Below are 16,806 nucleotides of genomic sequence, written 5' to 3'. Positions count from 1 at the left end.
AATGTTAAAATAAAATTGCTTGCAATTTGTAACATGATATGATAAGATGTTTATTGTTCGAGCGATTAAAAAAGAATAAGCCGGCGTGGCGGAATGGCAGACGCACCAGACTCAAAATCTGGCGGTGGCAACATCGTATGGGTTCAAGTCCCATTGCCGGCATTAGAAAAAAGTCCAGTTTTACTGGACTTTTTTCTTGATTCATAGGAAATTACGTCCTATGAATCAAAAAGCCCTCCGGGCAGGATCGCACTGCGGCGGAGTGGAATAATGTCGCTAGAGCGACCCGCCGCAGGACCTCCGGTGGATGTCCGCTATGCGCGGACCGGAGCGGAAACGAAGAAACTCGAAAGTTCGAGTCCGGCAGGACTCGATTTATCAAAAAAAGGACATCTGAATGATGTCCTTTTTGATGAAAGAGAGCGCGAGACGGGACTCGAACCCGCGGCCCCGACCTTGGCAAGGTCGTGCTCCACCAACTGAGCCACTCGCGCATATCTGAAATTATTCTGTATCTGTCTGTCAGACACATTTGATATCATACTATGGCAAAAACAATTTGTCAACAATTTTTTTTAAATAGCAATCATATTTTTTGAATCCTTAAGAGAAAAAGTTCATCTGTGATTTAAAAAAGAATTAATAATATTCATCTATATATTAAGTAGGAAAAATGCTATAATACGGAATGTCTGATAATCAGGATGCAGACAGTGTACATTTAAGGAGGAACTATGGAAAAGAAAAAAATAATTATTCCGGTCGTAGCCATTGCAGTAATTGGAGCAGTAGGAGGAACCGGTTATTATTATCGCGACAATATTATAGATGTGACAACACAGGCAATTGATGTAGTTTCAGAGAAAATTCCGTTTTTACAGTCAGGAAAATCGGATGACAAGGTATATGTTGAGAAAGTTTCTAAGATCATGAATACATATACGGGAAATACCAACCGGTATAATGGTGTTGTGGAATCGCAGGACAGTTATGAGGTAAATGTAGATTCATCGCGTACCATCAAAGAAATCCTTGTAAAAGTAGGGGATGAGGTAGAAGAGGGTCAGACACTTGTTACCTATGATACCAGCGAACTTGAGATGCAGGTGAAACAGGCAAAACTTGAACTCGAGGGAATCCAGAATGAGATTGACAGTTCCAAAAAAAAGATAGCCACATTGACCGATGAATTAAATAAAACGACAGATGAGGACGATAAATTTTCACTGACGACAGATATTCAGTCGGAGGAAAATTCCATCGAGGAGAATAAACTTGATCTTGAGAGCAAGAACCTTGAAATATCAAAATATGAAGCCCAGATCGATGCATCGTCTGTTGTCAGCAAAAAATCCGGCGTGGTAAAGGAAATCAACGAGAACGGTACAGACAGTAATGGTAATAATGCTGCGTTTATGACGATTCTTCAGACAGGTGAATACCGTGTAAAAGGAAGTATCGATGAGCAGAATGTATGGATGATCTCAGATGGACAGGCGGTCATCATACGTTCGAGGGTGGATGAAAGTCAGACATGGAATGGAACGATTTCAAAGATTGATACAGATAACGTGCAGAAAAGTGATGACGATTCATCTTCAGACAGTAGTGTCTCTGCAACAAAGTACCCGTTTTATGTGGAACTTCCATCTGCAGAGGGACTGCTGTTAGGACAGCATGTATATATTGAACTTGACGAAGGTCAGGACGATCAGCAGAAAGAAGGAATCTGGCTGTATTCAAACTATGTTGTTCAGGATGACAGCGGTGCTTATGTCTGGGCTGCAAATGATAAGAAACGTCTGGAAAAACGATATGTAGAACTTGGTGAATATGATGAGGATCTGGCAGAGTATGAGATCTTATCCGGTCTTTCACTTGATGATTATATCACATGGCCGATGGAAGGACTCTATGAAGGAGTAACTACGGTGACAGATGTGAGCGAGGTCGATTATTCTTCTCCGTTGTACAATCAGGATGGTACAGAGATGCTTGATTACGGAACCGAAATGTTGTATGAAAACGGAATGTACGATACGGAAATGATGAACGATAATGGCATGCAGAATTATGTAAATGGCGATATGGAAGATGGATCAGGTTATGATGGAGCTGACGATGGCGATTCTGCGGATGATGCGGAATATGATGACTCTGATTACGATGATTCTGACTATGAGGATTCTGATGATTCCTATGATGATTCCAATGATATGGAGGTAGGGGAATGATACTGAATCTGCAGAATATTTACAAGGATTATCAGCAGGATAAGCTGGTCGTTCCGGTATTAAAAGATGTCTGTCTTACCGTGGAAGAGGGAGAGTATGTTGCGATCATGGGACCATCCGGCTCCGGAAAGACAACACTTATGAATATCATAGGCTGTCTGGATAAGCCGACGAGCGGGACTTATGAGCTGGCAGGAGAGGACGTCTTAAAGTTAAAAGACAAGCAGCTGTCAGATTTAAGACTGCGTAGTATCGGGTTTGTATTTCAGAGTTTTCATCTGATGCCGAGAGAGACTGCGGTGGAAAATGTATCACTGCCGCTTAGTTATGCCGGCGTGAAAAAAAAGGAGCGCAGGGAGCGTGCAATCAAAGCACTGGAACGTGTCGGACTTGGTGACAGGGTGGACTTTCGTCCGACGCAGCTTTCCGGTGGACAAAAACAGAGGGTTGCGATTGCGAGAGCAATGGTCAATAATCCAAAGATCTTACTTGCGGATGAACCTACCGGAGCACTTGATTCCAAGTCAGGAGAGCAGATCATGGAACTGTTCCAGAAACTCAATGAAGAGGGTGTTACGATCGTTATGATCACACATGATCCGCATATCGCATCCAATGCAAAACGCATGGTGAAAATCATTGACGGGGAGATTTTTGAGGGCGATGAAAAGGAGGATGCATCATGAAATTAAAAAAAGTAATCGCAGTCATTGTCGTACTTGCCGTCACTGTTGGTGCAGTCACCGGAGGAATTTATGGTTATAAGTCGTATCAGAAGAAGAATCTGGTGGCAGAAGTACAGTCTGTTTCCAGTTTAAACTATGGATATTATGGGAACTCTGAAACAAGCTATGGTGTTGTGACGAATGATTCTTCCCAGGAAGTACATTTAGATGATTCCAACAAAGTGCAGGAGGTTTATGTTTCAAAAGGCGATACAGTGAAAGAGGGAGATCCGCTGATCCAGTATGATACATCGGAGGCAGAGATCGATATCCAGAGGAAAAACCTTGAGATCAGTACAACAGAAAACAGTCTTGCGAAGGCACAGCATTCTTTAGAGTCATTAAAAAACACAAAACCGGTGGATAAGACACGGCCTTCTACTGCCAGTACTGCATCCTCGTACATAAATAAAAAGCTGCAGGAATTAGAGCAGAAGAAAGCCTACATAGAGTCACTGCCGGAAAAGGATGCGAAGGATAACCGCATTTATAATTATGTGACGGAAGATTCGGAGCCATATAATAAAGACACGGCAGATGGAACAGCAGAGAATCCTTACATTTATTATTGTAATAAAGATGTTTTTGCATATGGAAGTTTTTACAATTCGCTGCGGCCGCAGAAAAAATCAGATGGCACCTATACGGATGGAAAATATGTAAAGTTTATTATCTGCAAAAAAGACAGCGATGGGAAAATGGTGTTTGAAAGTGTGGAAACAGGAGATGAAGTGGTGGATGACAGTACTGAGTCGAATGGTGCCACAAAAGAAGTTACAGTACAGAAATATGAGCCTGTGGCAGATGACAGTATTTCACCGAATGTAAAAGATGTCGATGGAAGTACCATGCCTATGGACTATGATAAAAGCCGGTCCTGGTATGTTTTTTCAGGAGAAGAAGTTGGAAAAAGTCTTCAGGATTATCTGGATGAACTTGAGAATGAAGATAACTGGAACGATGAAGATGACTGGGAAGAGCCGGAAGGATATACCGAAAAAGAACTTGCAGAGGCAATCAATGACAAAGAATCAGAAGTAAAAAAACTGGATATACAGCTTCGCAAGTTAAAACTGGAGCTGGAAACGTTACAGGACAGCATCAATGATGGTGTGGTTTATGCAAAACTTGATGGTGTTGTGAAATCTGTGGGAGATCCGGATCAGAAACAGGATGATGGGAATGCATTTCTTGTGGTAACCGGGGATGACGGACTGTACGTGAGCGGTACGATCAGCGAACTTTTGTTAGATGAAGTCAAACCGGGAACGGTTGTTACCGCAAATTCATGGGAATCAGGAATGACATTTGAGGCAACCGTAACGAGCGTATCGGATTATCCTGTGAGTGGCAATTCCTGGGGAGAAGGAAATCCGAATGTTTCTTATTATCAGTATACTGCATATATGGAAGACAGTTCTGCACTGAAAAATGGAGAATATGTGGATCTTGCAATTCAGACAAATCAGTCAGAAACAGGCGGTATTTACCTTGATAAGGCATATGTGAGACAGGAAGATGGAAAATCATATGTTATGATCGCAGATGAGAGTGATCATCTGAAAAAACAATATGTTGTAACCGGAAAAACAGTATATGGTACTGCAGTTGAGATCAAATCAGGACTGACAGAGGATGACAGGATCGCCTTCCCTTATGGAAAGACAGCAGTCGAGGGAGCAGCAGTAACAGAGGATGAAAGTGTTGAATATTAATCAGGAGGAACAGGATGTTTGAGAATATAAGATTATCTTTTCAGGGAATCTGGTCCCACAAGATGCGTTCCTTTCTGACCATGCTTGGAATTATCATAGGTATCGCAGCGATCATTGCGATCGTATCAACGATCAAAGGAACGAATGAACAGATCAAAGAAAACCTGATCGGCTCCGGAGAGAATACAGTGGAAGTGTCTCTTTATCAGGGCGAGTGGGAATACGAGATGGATTACAACGGAGTGCCGCAGGGAGTGCCGCTTGTAACGGATGAGGTCATGAGTGACATCAAAGATCTCGATCATGTAGAGAATGCATCTGCATACTTAAGCAGACAGGATTATAGCGGAGTGTATCATTTAAATACGGCTTTTTCCGGTGGATATGTGCGCGGAATCGACAACAGCTATTTTGATACCTGCAATTATGTTATGAAAGAGGGACGTGCTTTTACGGATGAGGACTTTAAAAAGTATAAAAAAGTCGCTATTTTGGATACGGATTCCGCAAATGCGCTGTTTCAGGGAGAAGATCCGGTCGGAAATACGATCGAGATCCAGAAGGAGCCTTATACGGTAATTGGAATCGTAACCAAGGCAAAGGTGTTTGAGCCGGTCATCAATTCCATTGATGATTATTATACATATGCGCAGGATACGGCAGGTTCTATTTATATCCCGAATACGACCTGGCCGATCATATATCAGTATGACGAGCCACAGAATGTTGTGATCCGTGTGGACAGTACGGATAATATGACATCTGCCGGAAAAGCATGTGCAGATCTGCTAAACAATTATCTGTCACCGAAAGATGATACGATCCAGTATAAGGCAAAGGATCTTTTAGAGCAGGCACAGCAGATACAGGAACTCAGCAGTTCAACAAATACGATGCTGATCTGGATCGCTGGAATTTCCCTGATCGTTGGTGGTATCGGTGTTATGAATATCATGCTGGTATCAGTGACAGAGCGTACGCAGGAGATCGGTTTAAAGAAGGCAATCGGTGCAAGAAAGTCAAAGATTTTGAATCAGTTTCTGACCGAAGCAGCGGTGCTTACAAGTTTAGGCGGTGTGCTTGGTGTAATTGTCGGTATCATATTAGCAGAGATCATTTCCTATGTGACGACGATGCCGGTTGCAATCAGTATTCCGGCGGCGATCGGTTCCGTGCTGTTTTCTATGGTGATCGGAATTGTATTCGGGGTTTTCCCGTCTTATAAGGCGGCGAATCTAAACCCGATTGATGCGCTGCGCCATGAATAAACGTCTGGATAATGGAAATGGAGATTCGTGTGAAAAAAATCGTGATGTTTGAAGGAGGCGTGGAAACGCTTGCGTATTTCTCGAAACAGATGGCGGGGCAGTTTGAAAAGATGGGACATGCAGTATTTTTCTACGACCTGAAAGATGAAAAGGGAAGTGCCAAAAGGCTGAGAAAATTCATAAAACCCGGCGAGACAGTGATGATCACTTTCAATTTTCAGGGACTGGAAAAAGAAGCGGGTGTATACAGTGAAAGAAACGGTTATATTTGGGATGAATATAAGATTCCCTGTTATAATATTGCGGCAGATCATCCGTACTATTATGATAACCGTCTGCATGATCTGCCATCCGGATATCACCACATCAGTATTGACAGAAAACAGGAAGCATATTTTTTAAAATATTATCCCGGATATAAAAGTGCCGGATTTCTTCCGTTAGCGGGAACCGGGCTGGATGGAGCACTTGATGTGTCGTATGAACAGCGGAATATTGATGTGATCATGACCGGAAATTACACGCCTCCGTCTTTTTTTGAACAGCATATCAACTGGATCAATGATGAGTATGCGGCATTTTACCGCGGAATCATTGACGAGCTGCTGGAAAAAACGGACCAGACCATCGAGGAGGTGGCATTGCGTCACTGTGAACGTGAGATGGGGAAGGTGGCACCGGATGATTTCAGACTTGTGATGCATAAGATGATATTCATTGATCTGTATGTGCGCAATTACTGGCGTGGACTGGTCATAAAGACGCTGGCAGAAGCAGGGATCACCGTGGATGTTGTTGGAAAGGGCTGGGAAGAACTTGACTGTACTGCGATGCAGAATATAAGAATACATCCGCAGACGGATTCCCTGACCTGTTTAGAGCAGCTTGCACATGCGAAGATTTCAATTAATGTGATGCCATGGTTTAAAGATGGTGCACATGACCGGGTGTTTAATTCGATTTTAAACGGTGCAGTCTGTGTTTCGGATACCAGTCACTACCTCTGCGAAGAACTAAAAGAGGGAGATGGTGTCTCGTATTATGACCTGAAACATTTAGAGCAGCTACCGGTAAAAGTAAGTGATCTGCTGAAAAATGAACAGCAGATGAGAGATATTGTTATGCGTGGAGTGGAGAAAACGGCAGGGAAGCATATCTGGGCGATGCGGGCAATCGAACTGGAAGAAAAAATCAGGCAGGAAGCATATTAGACTTGCATTACGGAAATAATGAGTGTATAATGACGAAAGAATTTGGCAGTGATGGAAGCTGCGGCAGCAAGACTGTTTCAGAGAGCCGGTGGGTGCTGGAAACCGGTACAGAAAAGATGCCTTTCCACTTCCGGAGTCAGTGATGAAAGTCACGGGGTCGTATCCCATAGCATACGAATTGAGAGGTCACAGCAGGAGAAACAGATACTGGAAATGAGCATCTGTGTTAAAAAGAAAAAGCAGTGACAAGATGGGTGGCAACGCGGAAGAGTGATTTATAGCCTTTCGTCCCATGTGCAGGATGGCACACAGGGCGGAAGGCTTTTTGTGTTATCGTTAAGAAAATGTCAGACAGATATTAGGTCAGGCAAAATGAAAATCTACAAAAACGGGCGGCATGTTCCGCAGAAAGAGGAGAAAGATGATCGATTTAAAATTTTTAAGAGAGAATCCGGAAGTTGTAAAACAGAATATTAAAAATAAGTTCCAGGATCACAAACTGCCATTAGTAGATGAGGTGATTGAGCTTGATGCAAAAGCGAGAGCTGTACAGCAGGAAGCAGATGATCTGCGTGCAAGCAGAAATAAACTGTCAAAACAGATCGGACAGTTAATGGGACAGGGTAAAAAAGATGAGGCAGAAGCAGTAAAGGCACAGGTAAATGCCAATGCAGCACGTCTTGCAGAGTTAGAGGAGCAGGAAAAAGAACTGCAGGAAAAAGTAACAAAGATCATGATGACGATCCCGAATATCATTGATCCGTCTGTACCGATCGGAAAAGATGACAGCTGCAATGTAGAGATCGAAAAATTCGGCGAGCCGGTCGTACCGGATTTCGAGATCCCATATCATACAGAGATCATGGAGCGTTTTAATGGTATCGATCTTGATGCTGCAGGAAAAGTTGCAGGAAATGGTTTTTATTATCTGATGGGCGATATCGCACGCCTTCATTCAGCAGTGATCTCTTATGCGCGTGATTTTATGATCGACCGTGGCTTTACCTATGTGATCCCGCCATTTATGATCCGAAGCAACGTTGTTACAGGTGTTATGAGTTTTGATGAGATGGATGCAATGATGTACAAGATCGAGGGTGAGGATCTCTATCTGATCGGTACTTCCGAGCATTCCATGATCGGTAAATTTATCGACACGATCAACGATGAGGAGAAATTACCGTATACACTGACTTCCTACTCTCCATGTTTCCGTAAAGAGAAAGGTGCACATGGTATTGAGGAGCGTGGAGTATACCGTATCCACCAGTTCGAGAAACAGGAGATGATCGTTGTCTGTAAACCGGAAGAGTCTAAAACATGGTATGATAAATTATGGCAGAACACGGTAGACTTATTCCGCAGCCTTGATATTCCGGTTCGTACCTTAGAGTGCTGCTCCGGCGACCTTGCAGACTTAAAAGTAAAATCCTGCGATGTTGAGGCATGGTCTCCAAGACAGAAGAAATACTTTGAAGTTGGAAGCTGTTCTAATTTAGGAGATGCACAGGCAAGACGTTTAAAGATCCGTGTGAAAGGTTCCGACGGAAATAAATATTTTGCACACACTTTAAACAATACTGTTGTTGCACCACCTAGAATGTTGATCGCATTCTTAGAGAACAACTTAAATGAAGACGGCAGTGTTAATGTACCGAAGGCATTACAGCCGTATATGGGTGGAAAAGAGAAACTTATTCCGGTAAAATAATTGACGGTTCAAACAATTTATAATAAAAATCCACAGTGCACACGATATGGTGTGCGCTGTGGATTTTTTGTCTTGTCAGGATAACAGGTTTGCAGTCTGGATCAGCATTTCTCCGGTTCCGGATAATCCACACCGAAAGTCTCAACAGTAACAGTTTTCATACGCTGTGTCTCTAATGGCCTGTCACTGTAATCGGTTGCGGTTTCTGCGATTTTATTTACGATATCCATTCCTTCAGTGATTTTACCGAAAGCAGCATAAGCTCCGTCTAAGTGCGGAGATGTTTTGTGCATGATAAAGAACTGGCTGCCGGCTGAATCCGGGTGCATAGCTCTTGCCATGGATAAAACACCTTCGGTGTGTTTTAAATCATTTTTGAAACCATTCTGGGAAAATTCACCTTTGATATCATAGCCAGGACCGCCCATACCGGTTCCGTCAGGACATCCGCCCTGGATCATAAATCCTTTGATCACGCGGTGAAAGATCAGTCCGTTGTAATAACCTTTCTGGATCAGGCTGATAAAGTTATTGACAGTATTCGGAGCGATTTCAGGATAAAGTTCCGCTTTCATGATATCGCCATTTTCCATTTCAATCGTAACGACTGGATTTGCCATAATTGTGTACCTCTTTTCAAAATAATAGTGTCTGTAATGATACTGCTCTATTGTAGCGGAAAAAAAAGGAGTAGTAAAGTAAATAATTTAAGAAAATCTTTGCTTGAATAAAGATTCTTTACAAGGTAACATAAATATAGACGGGTTTGAGATGAAAATGGGAGATACTATTTAAAAATATCAGAAATCAGATCAGAATTGGGAGGAAGGGTATTTGAATCGTCAGAAAAGAAAGGAGTACAGATTCTATGCGATGTTAGCAGGAATGTTTCTGCTGATTGCTGGGGCATACTGTCTGGATGGAGATTTTACATCAGAAAATGATCAAAATGCTGCAGACGTTTCTGCCACGCAGCCGGAATATGTGCCGGCAGTGAAACTGTATGCTGGTATTTTTACAAAACTGGACGGCGAAGAGTATGCTGTGATCAAAAAAAATAAAGACATTCTGGTAGCTGCGGCAAACAGGGGATATTATAATGAGACGGATGTCTACTCTTTTTTGCAGGGACCAAAATCCTGGGGAGAGGGACGGGCCTGGTCCGGCGAATGGAGTAATCAGTATGTAAGAGGCAATTATTTTGGTAATTTCGGGTGTGGACTGTGCTGTATGGCAAATATATACAGTACATTTTCGGATCATACCTGTTCGCCATGGGATATGTTTCTATATGCACGGGAGACTTCCGGATATACGCCGACGAAAAAGATTGGGGCGATCGGCTGGGGTGATATGAAAACGGTTATGCGTAAATGCGGATTTGATGCGGAGCTTTATATAAAACCACAGACTTATGAGGCATTCCGGGAGCAGATCAAAACAGCAAAAAGTGCCATTGTTTTAGTCAGCAGTCATGATGATAATACTTACTGGAAAAAGACAGGTGGTCATTATGTGAATATCTGTCTGTACAAAGAAGAGACAGATGAAGTATTTCTTGCAGATCCGGCAGACCCGGATGGAAACCGGAATTATATTCCGCTGCGCTATGTTTATGATGCTTTAAAAACGGTCAGTAAATATCAGTATCTGGTTGTAGATGGTTATTCTGAGGAACAGAACCAGTGGAAACAGGATGGAATAGATGAGGCATGGGTGGCACCATAAAAAATGTGCGTACAATATAAACAGAAATATATGGAAATGGAGAATGTATGAATCAGGAAGAAAGAAGACAGAAAAGACAGGACGATTTTAAACATGCAGTAGTTGTAGTAGCTGTGTTTGTGTTGATTTTGGCGGCATTGCTTGCAGGGGCAGCAGCTGCCATACATAAGTTTTTACCAAAGAATGATAAAGCAGAAAAAATACCGGAAACACAAAGTACGGAGATAATGGAGGATTCACAGACCGTACAGGAACAGAGTGAAGCAGCAGAACCTGTAGTTGATCCGTTAGTTGAGCAGGCTGCACAGCTTGTGTCAGGCATGTCACTGGAAGACAAAGTCGCACAGATGTTTGTTATTACACCGGAGGCGCTGACAGGGTATGCGAGTGTGACGGCAGCCGGCGATACAACAAAAGCGGCATATGAAAACAGACCGGTCGGAGGTCTGATCTATATGGCAGATAATCTTGTCAGTACGGAACAGACGACAGAGATGCTTACCAATATGCAGAATATAGCCATGGAGCGGACCGGGCTGCCCGTCTTTTTAAGTGTGGATGAAGAAGGCGGAACAGTTGCAAGAGTTGCAAAGAATGAAGCGTTTGGTGTTACAGATGTTGGGAACATGAGTGATATCGGTGCGACCGGTGATCTGCAGAAAGCATATGATGCGGGAGCATCGATCGGAACATATTTAAAACAGCTTGGTTTTAATGTGGACTATGCACCAGTAGCAGACGTACTTACTAATCCGGACAATACAGTTATTGGGACAAGATCTTTTGGCTCGGATGCATCTGTGGTGGCAGATATGGTCACAAAAGAACTTGAAGGATTAAGCAGTCAGGGAGTTTTTGGCGTAGTAAAACATTTTCCGGGACATGGCGGCACTTCGGGCGACTCCCATGACGGAGCAGTGACACTTGATAAATCATTAGAAGAACTGATGCAGACCGAACTTGTGCCATTCCAGAGAGCGGTTGAAAACGGTGTGTCATTTGTTATGGTCGGACATATCTCAGTTCCGCAGGTAGTTGGAGATAATACGCCGGCATCACTGTCCCAGATGATGGTAAGCAATGTGTTGAGGGAACAGCTTGGATATCAGGGGATCGTGATCACAGATGCCATGAATATGGGGGCAGTCACAGGCAGTTATACGGCAGACCAGGCAGCAGTCATGGCAGTCAATGCAGGTGTTGATATGATCTTAGCACCTTCTGATTATGAAACAGCATATAACGGACTTCTTCAGGCGGTAAAGGATGGAACGATCACGGAGGAACGTATCAACGAATCGGTTGTGCGTATTGTAAAAGTAAAACTGCAGATGCAGTAAAGAGTTGTTATTCTCCAGTGATTCAGACTTTACAAATAACTGGAAAAATAGGATAATAGTAATAGATTTATGATATACGAATGGGGAATACGACATGGAAATAAAGCGCGTAGGAGAAAATAAAATCAGATGTGCCCTGACCGAGGAAGAAATCCGGGATATGGGTTTTGATATTGATGAGATCATTGGAAATGGAGAAGCAACACAGAAATTTATGCGTGTTGTCTTAAAGATCGTGGAAGAACACGAGAACATCAGTCTGGAGAACATTTCACCGATGGTAAAAGCAGAACTTCTTTCAGATCACAGTATGGCGATCACATTTGGCGGCGATTCAGATACGAGTTTTCAGCAGCTGATGGAGGCAATCTCTGATCTGGTCGGTCAGATGACGCCGGAGAAGATGCAGGAGTTCCGGAACTTAAGCAAAGAGGAGCGCCAGGGAGTACTGGATGCGTTCTTAGACCGGAAGAAAGATACAAAAGAACAGGAATATACGCAGGAAAAAGAAAATCAAAAGAAGTCATCAAAAGAAGAAAAAAAATCAAAAAAACAGCAGATGATCAACAGACAGATGGTCTGTGCACTCCGGTTCTTTGATTTAGATGAAGCATCACGCATGGGAAGGGCATGTTTTGAGGAGATTTTTCCAAAGAGCAGTCTTTACCGGTTAGAGGGTGCATATTATCTGATTATGGATTTTTCGAAGTTCCCAAGAGACGAAATGAGGGCGTTTGCATTCGGTGCTGTCGAGTATGATGCGGGCAGAATTTCGGAGATAGGACAAATTTCCTATATCCGTGAACACGGAGATTGTATTGTTAAAAAAGAGGCTCTGCAAACGCTGATAGCGTTGTAACAAATGAATAAAAGATAGTTTGTAAATAGGCAAAATGGGAAAATCCATCTCCAAAATTTGGTGAAATTGCCGAACAAGTTGATGCTCTAAAATTTACCAGATATGCTATTATGTCATAGGTGCGTGCACAGCATATAGTTATACTTATGGCGAAGGATTTGCCGTATGTCGGCAGATCAGAGAAGGCAGTATAGAATAAGAGCAGGAGATGGAGAAGCGTTATGAGCAGAGAGCAGCTTTTGGAACTCGAAGACATGAAGAGGGGACTTTTAGTACAGGCATATCGAATGAAACAGGAGTGCCCGCATATGTCACCAGTGGGATTAGAGCATGAAATGTATGCGGCTATTATGGCTGAGGTAAGGGATATTACAGCCAGAATACAAAGGTCTGCAGAAGCATAGCGGAGAAAAAGTAAATATTGTATACAAGAAGATCAGCCGGTGTAGCGATACATTGACTGGTCTTTTTTGTATTATAAAAAAGCATCTGACATTTATATTGACTGAAAAAACAACCGAAATAATGCCTTGCTATCAGATTAAGAAACGAATATAATTAATATATCAGTAATTTTTGGAGAACGTAATAGACAACAGAAAGGTTACAGGGGTTTTTCATGAATGAGATCATTACGAAGCTTGATGAGATCGAAAAGAAGGCAGAGTCTATTCTGACGGATGCAGCTGCGGAAAAAGAAATGATATTAAAACAGTTAGAATTTGATAAACGAGAGATGGACAGGCAATATGCTTCCATGAGACAAAAACAGGAAGAAGAGATAAAACAGCAGCTTTTATCGGAGTCTAAGACAAAACTTTTGGGGCAGAAAGAACATTACGAAGCCAAAATGAGACAGTTGGAAGAGGAATTTCTGCAGAAAAAGGAGACTCTTGCAGAGAAAATTTTTGAAAGTATTATAAGCTCCTGATGTTATGCGCGGTGATAGCTTGAGAAAATGCAGGTAGCAATGCTGATAGCAATGCTGATAGCATGGCGAAATGGGGGAAGATAATGGCAGGAGGATTGTTAGAGTACAGCGGTCTGGTGACAAAGACCAAAGCAATGCGTGCAAGACTGCTTGAGGCGGATGATTATGCGGTAGTTTCGGAATATGAATCTGTGACAGATTTTATTGCTTTTTTGCGGGAACAGCCTGCATATGCACCGGTATTTGAGCGGCACGGGGAAGTGGCACACCGTGGTCAGGCAGAAGCGGTGATAAGGGATTCACTGTATATGGATTACTGCAAGTTATACCGGTTTTCCGGTGTGCAGCCAAGAAGTGCATTGCAGTTTGTATTTTCACGCTATCAGGTCAATGTGATTAAAAACTGTCTGCAGTCTGCGATGGAAGGAAACGGACGTGAGCTTACCTTAAGCGGGGGTTTTTTTGAACGGCATGCAGATTTTGATTTAAGAGCAGTGATGGCGGCATGCAGTGTGCAGGAGCTGATACAGGCGGTGGCTGGAACGGAATATGAAGCTCTGTTAAGGGAATTAGAGACGGAAACAGGACAAAACTACGCGGATTATGCATTTGCACTTGATATTTATTACTATAAGAAAATATGGAAAGAGATCGCAAAGGTTTCCGACAAAGAAACGAGGCAGATCTTAGAACAGATTTTCGGAACAGAGATCGACTGGCAGAATCTGATGTGGATGTACCGGGCAAAGCGGTTTTATTCGATGGGAGAGGCGGATATGAAAAAACACCGGATACCGGTAAGCTACCGTTTAAAGCCTGCGGAGACAAACAGACTTTTAGAAACAGAATCGGCAGAGCAATTTGTGGAATTTGTCCGGCAGACTGCATATTTTCGTGGAAAACAGGCAGTGCTTGAGCCGGAGGATGAACTGACGTGGGAGCGGGTCATGATAAGGACATATGAGAAAATATGTAAAAAGCATCCAATGTCTGTGGCACCGGTTCTACGTTATCTGTATGAGAAAGAGCATGAGATCGATCGCCTGACGACGGCACTTGAGGGAATCCGTTACCACATACCGCCGTATGAGATACGGAATCTTATTTTTGCAATGTAAAGGATGGAGGGGTGCAAGTGGTAGAGAAAATGAAACTGCTTCATATTACCGGACCGAAAAATGATATCGACCGTGTAATGGAGCAGTATCTGAGCAGATATGAGATACATTTTGAAAATGCCACATCCGGATTTGGCATATCCGGTCATGTGAGACCGTTTGCCGAGACGAATATCTACAAGGATGCCTGTACAAAAGCACAGGCATTGTGGGAGCATATCAAAGATGAGCCGGGTGGGACAGCAGATTATGCCGTGCCGGTAAAAATGGAACCTGCAGAAGCAGAGAAAGTAGTGGAAGCCGCGTACCGTCTGACCGACGAGATCGTAAAACGTCAGGAAGAAGTGCGGAAGGAACGCATGGAGAATCAGAGTCTGATGGATCAGATTTCACCATTTCGAAGACTTGATTATGAATTTAAAAAAATTCTGGAATTTCAGTTTATCGCATTCCGTTTTGGAAGGATCGCAAGAGAACATTATCAGAAACTCGAACGTTATATCCATGATACTGATCATGTACTGTTTTATGAATGTGACAGCGATGAGGCATATGTGTGGGGCGGCTATTTTGTGCCGAGAGTCTACGCAAAAGAAGTAGATGCAGTGTGCCTGTCATTTCATTTTGAGCGTATCTATATACCGGATTCTTTTGATGGAACGCCGGAAAGTGCTTATCAGGAGGCATTGCAGAAAAAACAGGCATATGATGAGGAAGAGCAGAAGCTGAAAAAACAGCTTCATGATACGTTAGAAAAACATGCCGGGAAAATTGCAGGTGCATGTGCTGCATTAGAACATTACTGTAATAATTTTGATGTGCGTAAATTTGCGGTCTGTACAACACCGGGAAGAAAACCGGGAGAACAGACAGAATATTATATTTTATATGGCTGGATGAGTGCGGAAGATGCCGTGAAATTAGAAAAAGAGACAGTGGAAGATCCAAAGATCCATGTGATGGAGGAGGATGTGGAAGATCATATGTCCGTCAGTCCACCGACAAAATTAAAGAATCCGGCATTGTTTAAGCCGTTTGAAATGTTTGTGGAAATGTACGGACTCCCGGCATATCAGGAAATGGATCCGACGATATTTATTGCCCTTACTTATACGCTGATGTTCGGTATTATGTTCGGGGATGTCGGGCAGGGACTATGTCTTTTGATCGGAGGGTTTGTTTTTTATAAGATAAAACATATGAATCTTGGAGCAATCCTTTCGTTAGCAGGCATCTGGTCTACCGTATTTGGATTTATGTATGGCAGCGTGTTTGGATTTGAGGGAATACTAAAACCTGTGTGGATGCGTCCGATGGATAATATCATGACAACGCTTATGTTGGCGATCGGCTTTGGAATGTTTTTGATCCTGGTTGCGATGGTTTTAAATATCATCAATGCAGTGCGTGCAAAGGATCTGGGGCGCATTTTATTCAGTCCGAGCGGAATTGCAGGAATGATATGTTATGGCTGTGTAGTCCTTTGTATTGTATTGTACGTGATGGGCAGACCGGTTCCGGCGACTGGTATTCTTGGTGTCCTGATCGGGGTGCCGCTCATTGCAATTCTTTTGAAGGAACCGCTTACGAATCTGATCGAGCGAAAGAAGAAGTTGTTTCCGGAAGGAGAGAGCAAGGCAATGTTTTTTGTCGAATCTCTTGTGGAATTGTTTGACGTGGTATTAAGTTATGCAACAAACAGTATATCCTTTGTCCGTGTTGGCGCATTTGCGTTAAGCCATGCGGGAATGATGGGCGTAGTACTGACACTTGCCGGATATGAGAGCGGTTCGCCAAACTGGATCGTTGTGGTACTTGGAAATATTGTCGTGACAGGACTGGAAGGACTTGTCGTAGGGATTCAGGTATTAAGACTTGAATATTATGAGATGTTCAGCAGATTTTATCAGGGAACAGGAAAACCATTTGTGGCTTTTTCCGGAAAACGAAAATAGGAGGAGAAAAG

The 16,806-nt window shown here is 42.9% G+C and carries 14 protein-coding genes and 2 tRNA genes; 14 read left to right on the top strand and 2 right to left on the bottom strand.

Annotation, left to right across the window (positions count from 1 at the left end; all coding sequences use genetic code 11):
• The first annotated feature begins 79 nt into the window (after positions 1-79).
• Positions 80-162: transfer RNA gene (locus DXA60_RS12060), tRNA-Leu, on the top strand.
• Between the two features lie 259 nt (positions 163-421).
• Here the strand turns inward: DXA60_RS12060 and DXA60_RS12055 are convergent.
• Positions 422-494, bottom strand: a tRNA-Gly gene (locus DXA60_RS12055).
• 240 nt (positions 495-734) lie between these two features.
• Between DXA60_RS12055 and DXA60_RS12050 the strand changes: the two genes are divergently transcribed.
• The 6 genes from DXA60_RS12050 to serS all read left to right on the top strand — a co-directional run bounded on the left by DXA60_RS12050 (position 735) and on the right by serS (position 8,864).
• Entirely contained in the window at positions 735-2,234 is a 1,500-nt protein-coding gene (locus tag DXA60_RS12050) for an efflux RND transporter periplasmic adaptor subunit (protein WP_117921539.1), read from the top strand.
• The gene (locus DXA60_RS12045; RefSeq protein ID WP_006855684.1) at positions 2,231-2,920 is read left to right on the top strand and encodes an ABC transporter ATP-binding protein; all 690 of its coding nucleotides are present in this window, start codon (positions 2,231-2,233) and stop codon (positions 2,918-2,920) included. Before DXA60_RS12050 ends, DXA60_RS12045 begins: the two co-directional genes overlap by 4 nt.
• Entirely contained in the window at positions 2,917-4,674 is a 1,758-nt protein-coding gene (locus tag DXA60_RS12040) for an efflux RND transporter periplasmic adaptor subunit (RefSeq protein WP_117921537.1), read from the top strand. Before DXA60_RS12045 ends, DXA60_RS12040 begins: the two co-directional genes overlap by 4 nt.
• Before the next feature lie 14 nt (positions 4,675-4,688).
• Positions 4,689-5,942 (top strand): ABC transporter permease, encoded by a 1,254-nt coding sequence (locus tag DXA60_RS12035; RefSeq protein WP_117921535.1) that lies wholly within the window; start codon positions 4,689-4,691, stop codon positions 5,940-5,942.
• A 29-nt stretch (positions 5,943-5,971) separates the two neighbouring features.
• Positions 5,972-7,153 (top strand): glycosyltransferase, encoded by a 1,182-nt coding sequence (locus DXA60_RS12030; RefSeq protein ID WP_243006868.1) that lies wholly within the window; start codon positions 5,972-5,974, stop codon positions 7,151-7,153.
• 421 nt (positions 7,154-7,574) lie between these two features.
• Entirely contained in the window at positions 7,575-8,864 is a 1,290-nt protein-coding gene (serS, locus tag DXA60_RS12025; protein WP_117921531.1) for a serine--tRNA ligase, read from the top strand.
• A 101-nt stretch (positions 8,865-8,965) separates the two neighbouring features.
• On the opposite strand, the gene DXA60_RS12020 is transcribed toward serS, so the two are convergent.
• Positions 8,966-9,484 carry a peptidylprolyl isomerase gene (locus DXA60_RS12020; protein WP_117921529.1) on the bottom strand — a complete coding sequence of 173 codons (519 nt, stop codon included), beginning with the start codon at positions 9,482-9,484 and terminating at the stop codon, positions 8,966-8,968.
• Positions 9,485-9,698: 214 nt separating this feature from the next.
• Here DXA60_RS12020 and DXA60_RS12015 point away from each other — a divergent pair, with 214 nt between their 5' ends.
• The 7 genes from DXA60_RS12015 to DXA60_RS11985 all read left to right on the top strand — a co-directional run bounded on the left by DXA60_RS12015 (position 9,699) and on the right by DXA60_RS11985 (position 16,795).
• Complete coding sequence (locus DXA60_RS12015) at positions 9,699-10,592, top strand: C39 family peptidase (RefSeq protein WP_117921527.1); 894 nt, start codon at positions 9,699-9,701, stop codon at positions 10,590-10,592.
• A 47-nt stretch (positions 10,593-10,639) separates the two neighbouring features.
• Positions 10,640-11,932, top strand: a complete 1,293-nt coding sequence (locus tag DXA60_RS12010) for a glycoside hydrolase family 3 protein (RefSeq protein WP_117921525.1) — start codon at positions 10,640-10,642, stop codon at positions 11,930-11,932.
• Positions 11,933-12,026: 94 nt separating this feature from the next.
• Positions 12,027-12,791 carry an adaptor protein MecA gene (locus DXA60_RS12005; RefSeq protein ID WP_117921523.1) on the top strand — a complete coding sequence of 255 codons (765 nt, stop codon included), beginning with the start codon at positions 12,027-12,029 and terminating at the stop codon, positions 12,789-12,791.
• Between the two features lie 221 nt (positions 12,792-13,012).
• Positions 13,013-13,195: an aminotransferase class-III gene (locus DXA60_RS12000; protein WP_117921521.1), complete on the top strand. Its 183-nt coding sequence runs from the start codon at positions 13,013-13,015 to the stop codon at positions 13,193-13,195.
• 215 nt (positions 13,196-13,410) lie between these two features.
• Positions 13,411-13,722, top strand: a complete 312-nt coding sequence (locus tag DXA60_RS11995) for a hypothetical protein (RefSeq protein ID WP_117921519.1) — start codon at positions 13,411-13,413, stop codon at positions 13,720-13,722.
• A gap of 83 nt (positions 13,723-13,805) precedes the next feature.
• Positions 13,806-14,840: a V0D/AC39 family V-type ATPase subunit gene (locus DXA60_RS11990; RefSeq protein WP_117921517.1), complete on the top strand. Its 1,035-nt coding sequence runs from the start codon at positions 13,806-13,808 to the stop codon at positions 14,838-14,840.
• A gap of 17 nt (positions 14,841-14,857) precedes the next feature.
• Positions 14,858-16,795, top strand: a complete 1,938-nt coding sequence (locus DXA60_RS11985) for a V-type ATP synthase subunit I (protein WP_243006867.1) — start codon at positions 14,858-14,860, stop codon at positions 16,793-16,795.
• Positions 16,796-16,806: the final 11 nt, after the last annotated feature.

The sequence above is a fragment of the Roseburia sp. OF03-24 genome (assembly GCF_003463035.1).
Classification (GTDB): domain Bacteria; phylum Bacillota; class Clostridia; order Lachnospirales; family Lachnospiraceae; genus Roseburia; species Roseburia rectibacter.
Note: the sequence above shows the minus strand (reverse complement) of the source record. Positions and strands in the feature narration are given on the sequence as shown.

Excerpts from the sequence above, each read along its gene's own strand:
- DXA60_RS12050 (WP_117921539.1), top strand. The coding sequence starts at position 735 with ATGGAAAAGAAAAAAATAATTATTCCGGTCGTAGCCATTGCAGTAATT.
- DXA60_RS12045 (WP_006855684.1), top strand. The coding sequence starts at position 2,231 with ATGATACTGAATCTGCAGAATATTTACAAGGATTATCAGCAGGATAAG.
- DXA60_RS12040 (WP_117921537.1), top strand. The coding sequence starts at position 2,917 with ATGAAATTAAAAAAAGTAATCGCAGTCATTGTCGTACTTGCCGTCACT.
- DXA60_RS12035 (WP_117921535.1), top strand. The coding sequence starts at position 4,689 with ATGTTTGAGAATATAAGATTATCTTTTCAGGGAATCTGGTCCCACAAG.
- serS (WP_117921531.1), top strand. The coding sequence starts at position 7,575 with ATGATCGATTTAAAATTTTTAAGAGAGAATCCGGAAGTTGTAAAACAG.
- DXA60_RS12020 (WP_117921529.1), bottom strand. The coding sequence starts at position 9,484 with ATGGCAAATCCAGTCGTTACGATTGAAATGGAAAATGGCGATATCATG.
- DXA60_RS12010 (WP_117921525.1), top strand. The coding sequence starts at position 10,640 with ATGAATCAGGAAGAAAGAAGACAGAAAAGACAGGACGATTTTAAACAT.
- DXA60_RS12005 (WP_117921523.1), top strand. The coding sequence starts at position 12,027 with ATGGAAATAAAGCGCGTAGGAGAAAATAAAATCAGATGTGCCCTGACC.
- DXA60_RS12000 (WP_117921521.1), top strand. The coding sequence starts at position 13,013 with ATGAGCAGAGAGCAGCTTTTGGAACTCGAAGACATGAAGAGGGGACTT.
- DXA60_RS11995 (WP_117921519.1), top strand. The coding sequence starts at position 13,411 with ATGAATGAGATCATTACGAAGCTTGATGAGATCGAAAAGAAGGCAGAG.
- DXA60_RS11990 (WP_117921517.1), top strand. The coding sequence starts at position 13,806 with ATGGCAGGAGGATTGTTAGAGTACAGCGGTCTGGTGACAAAGACCAAA.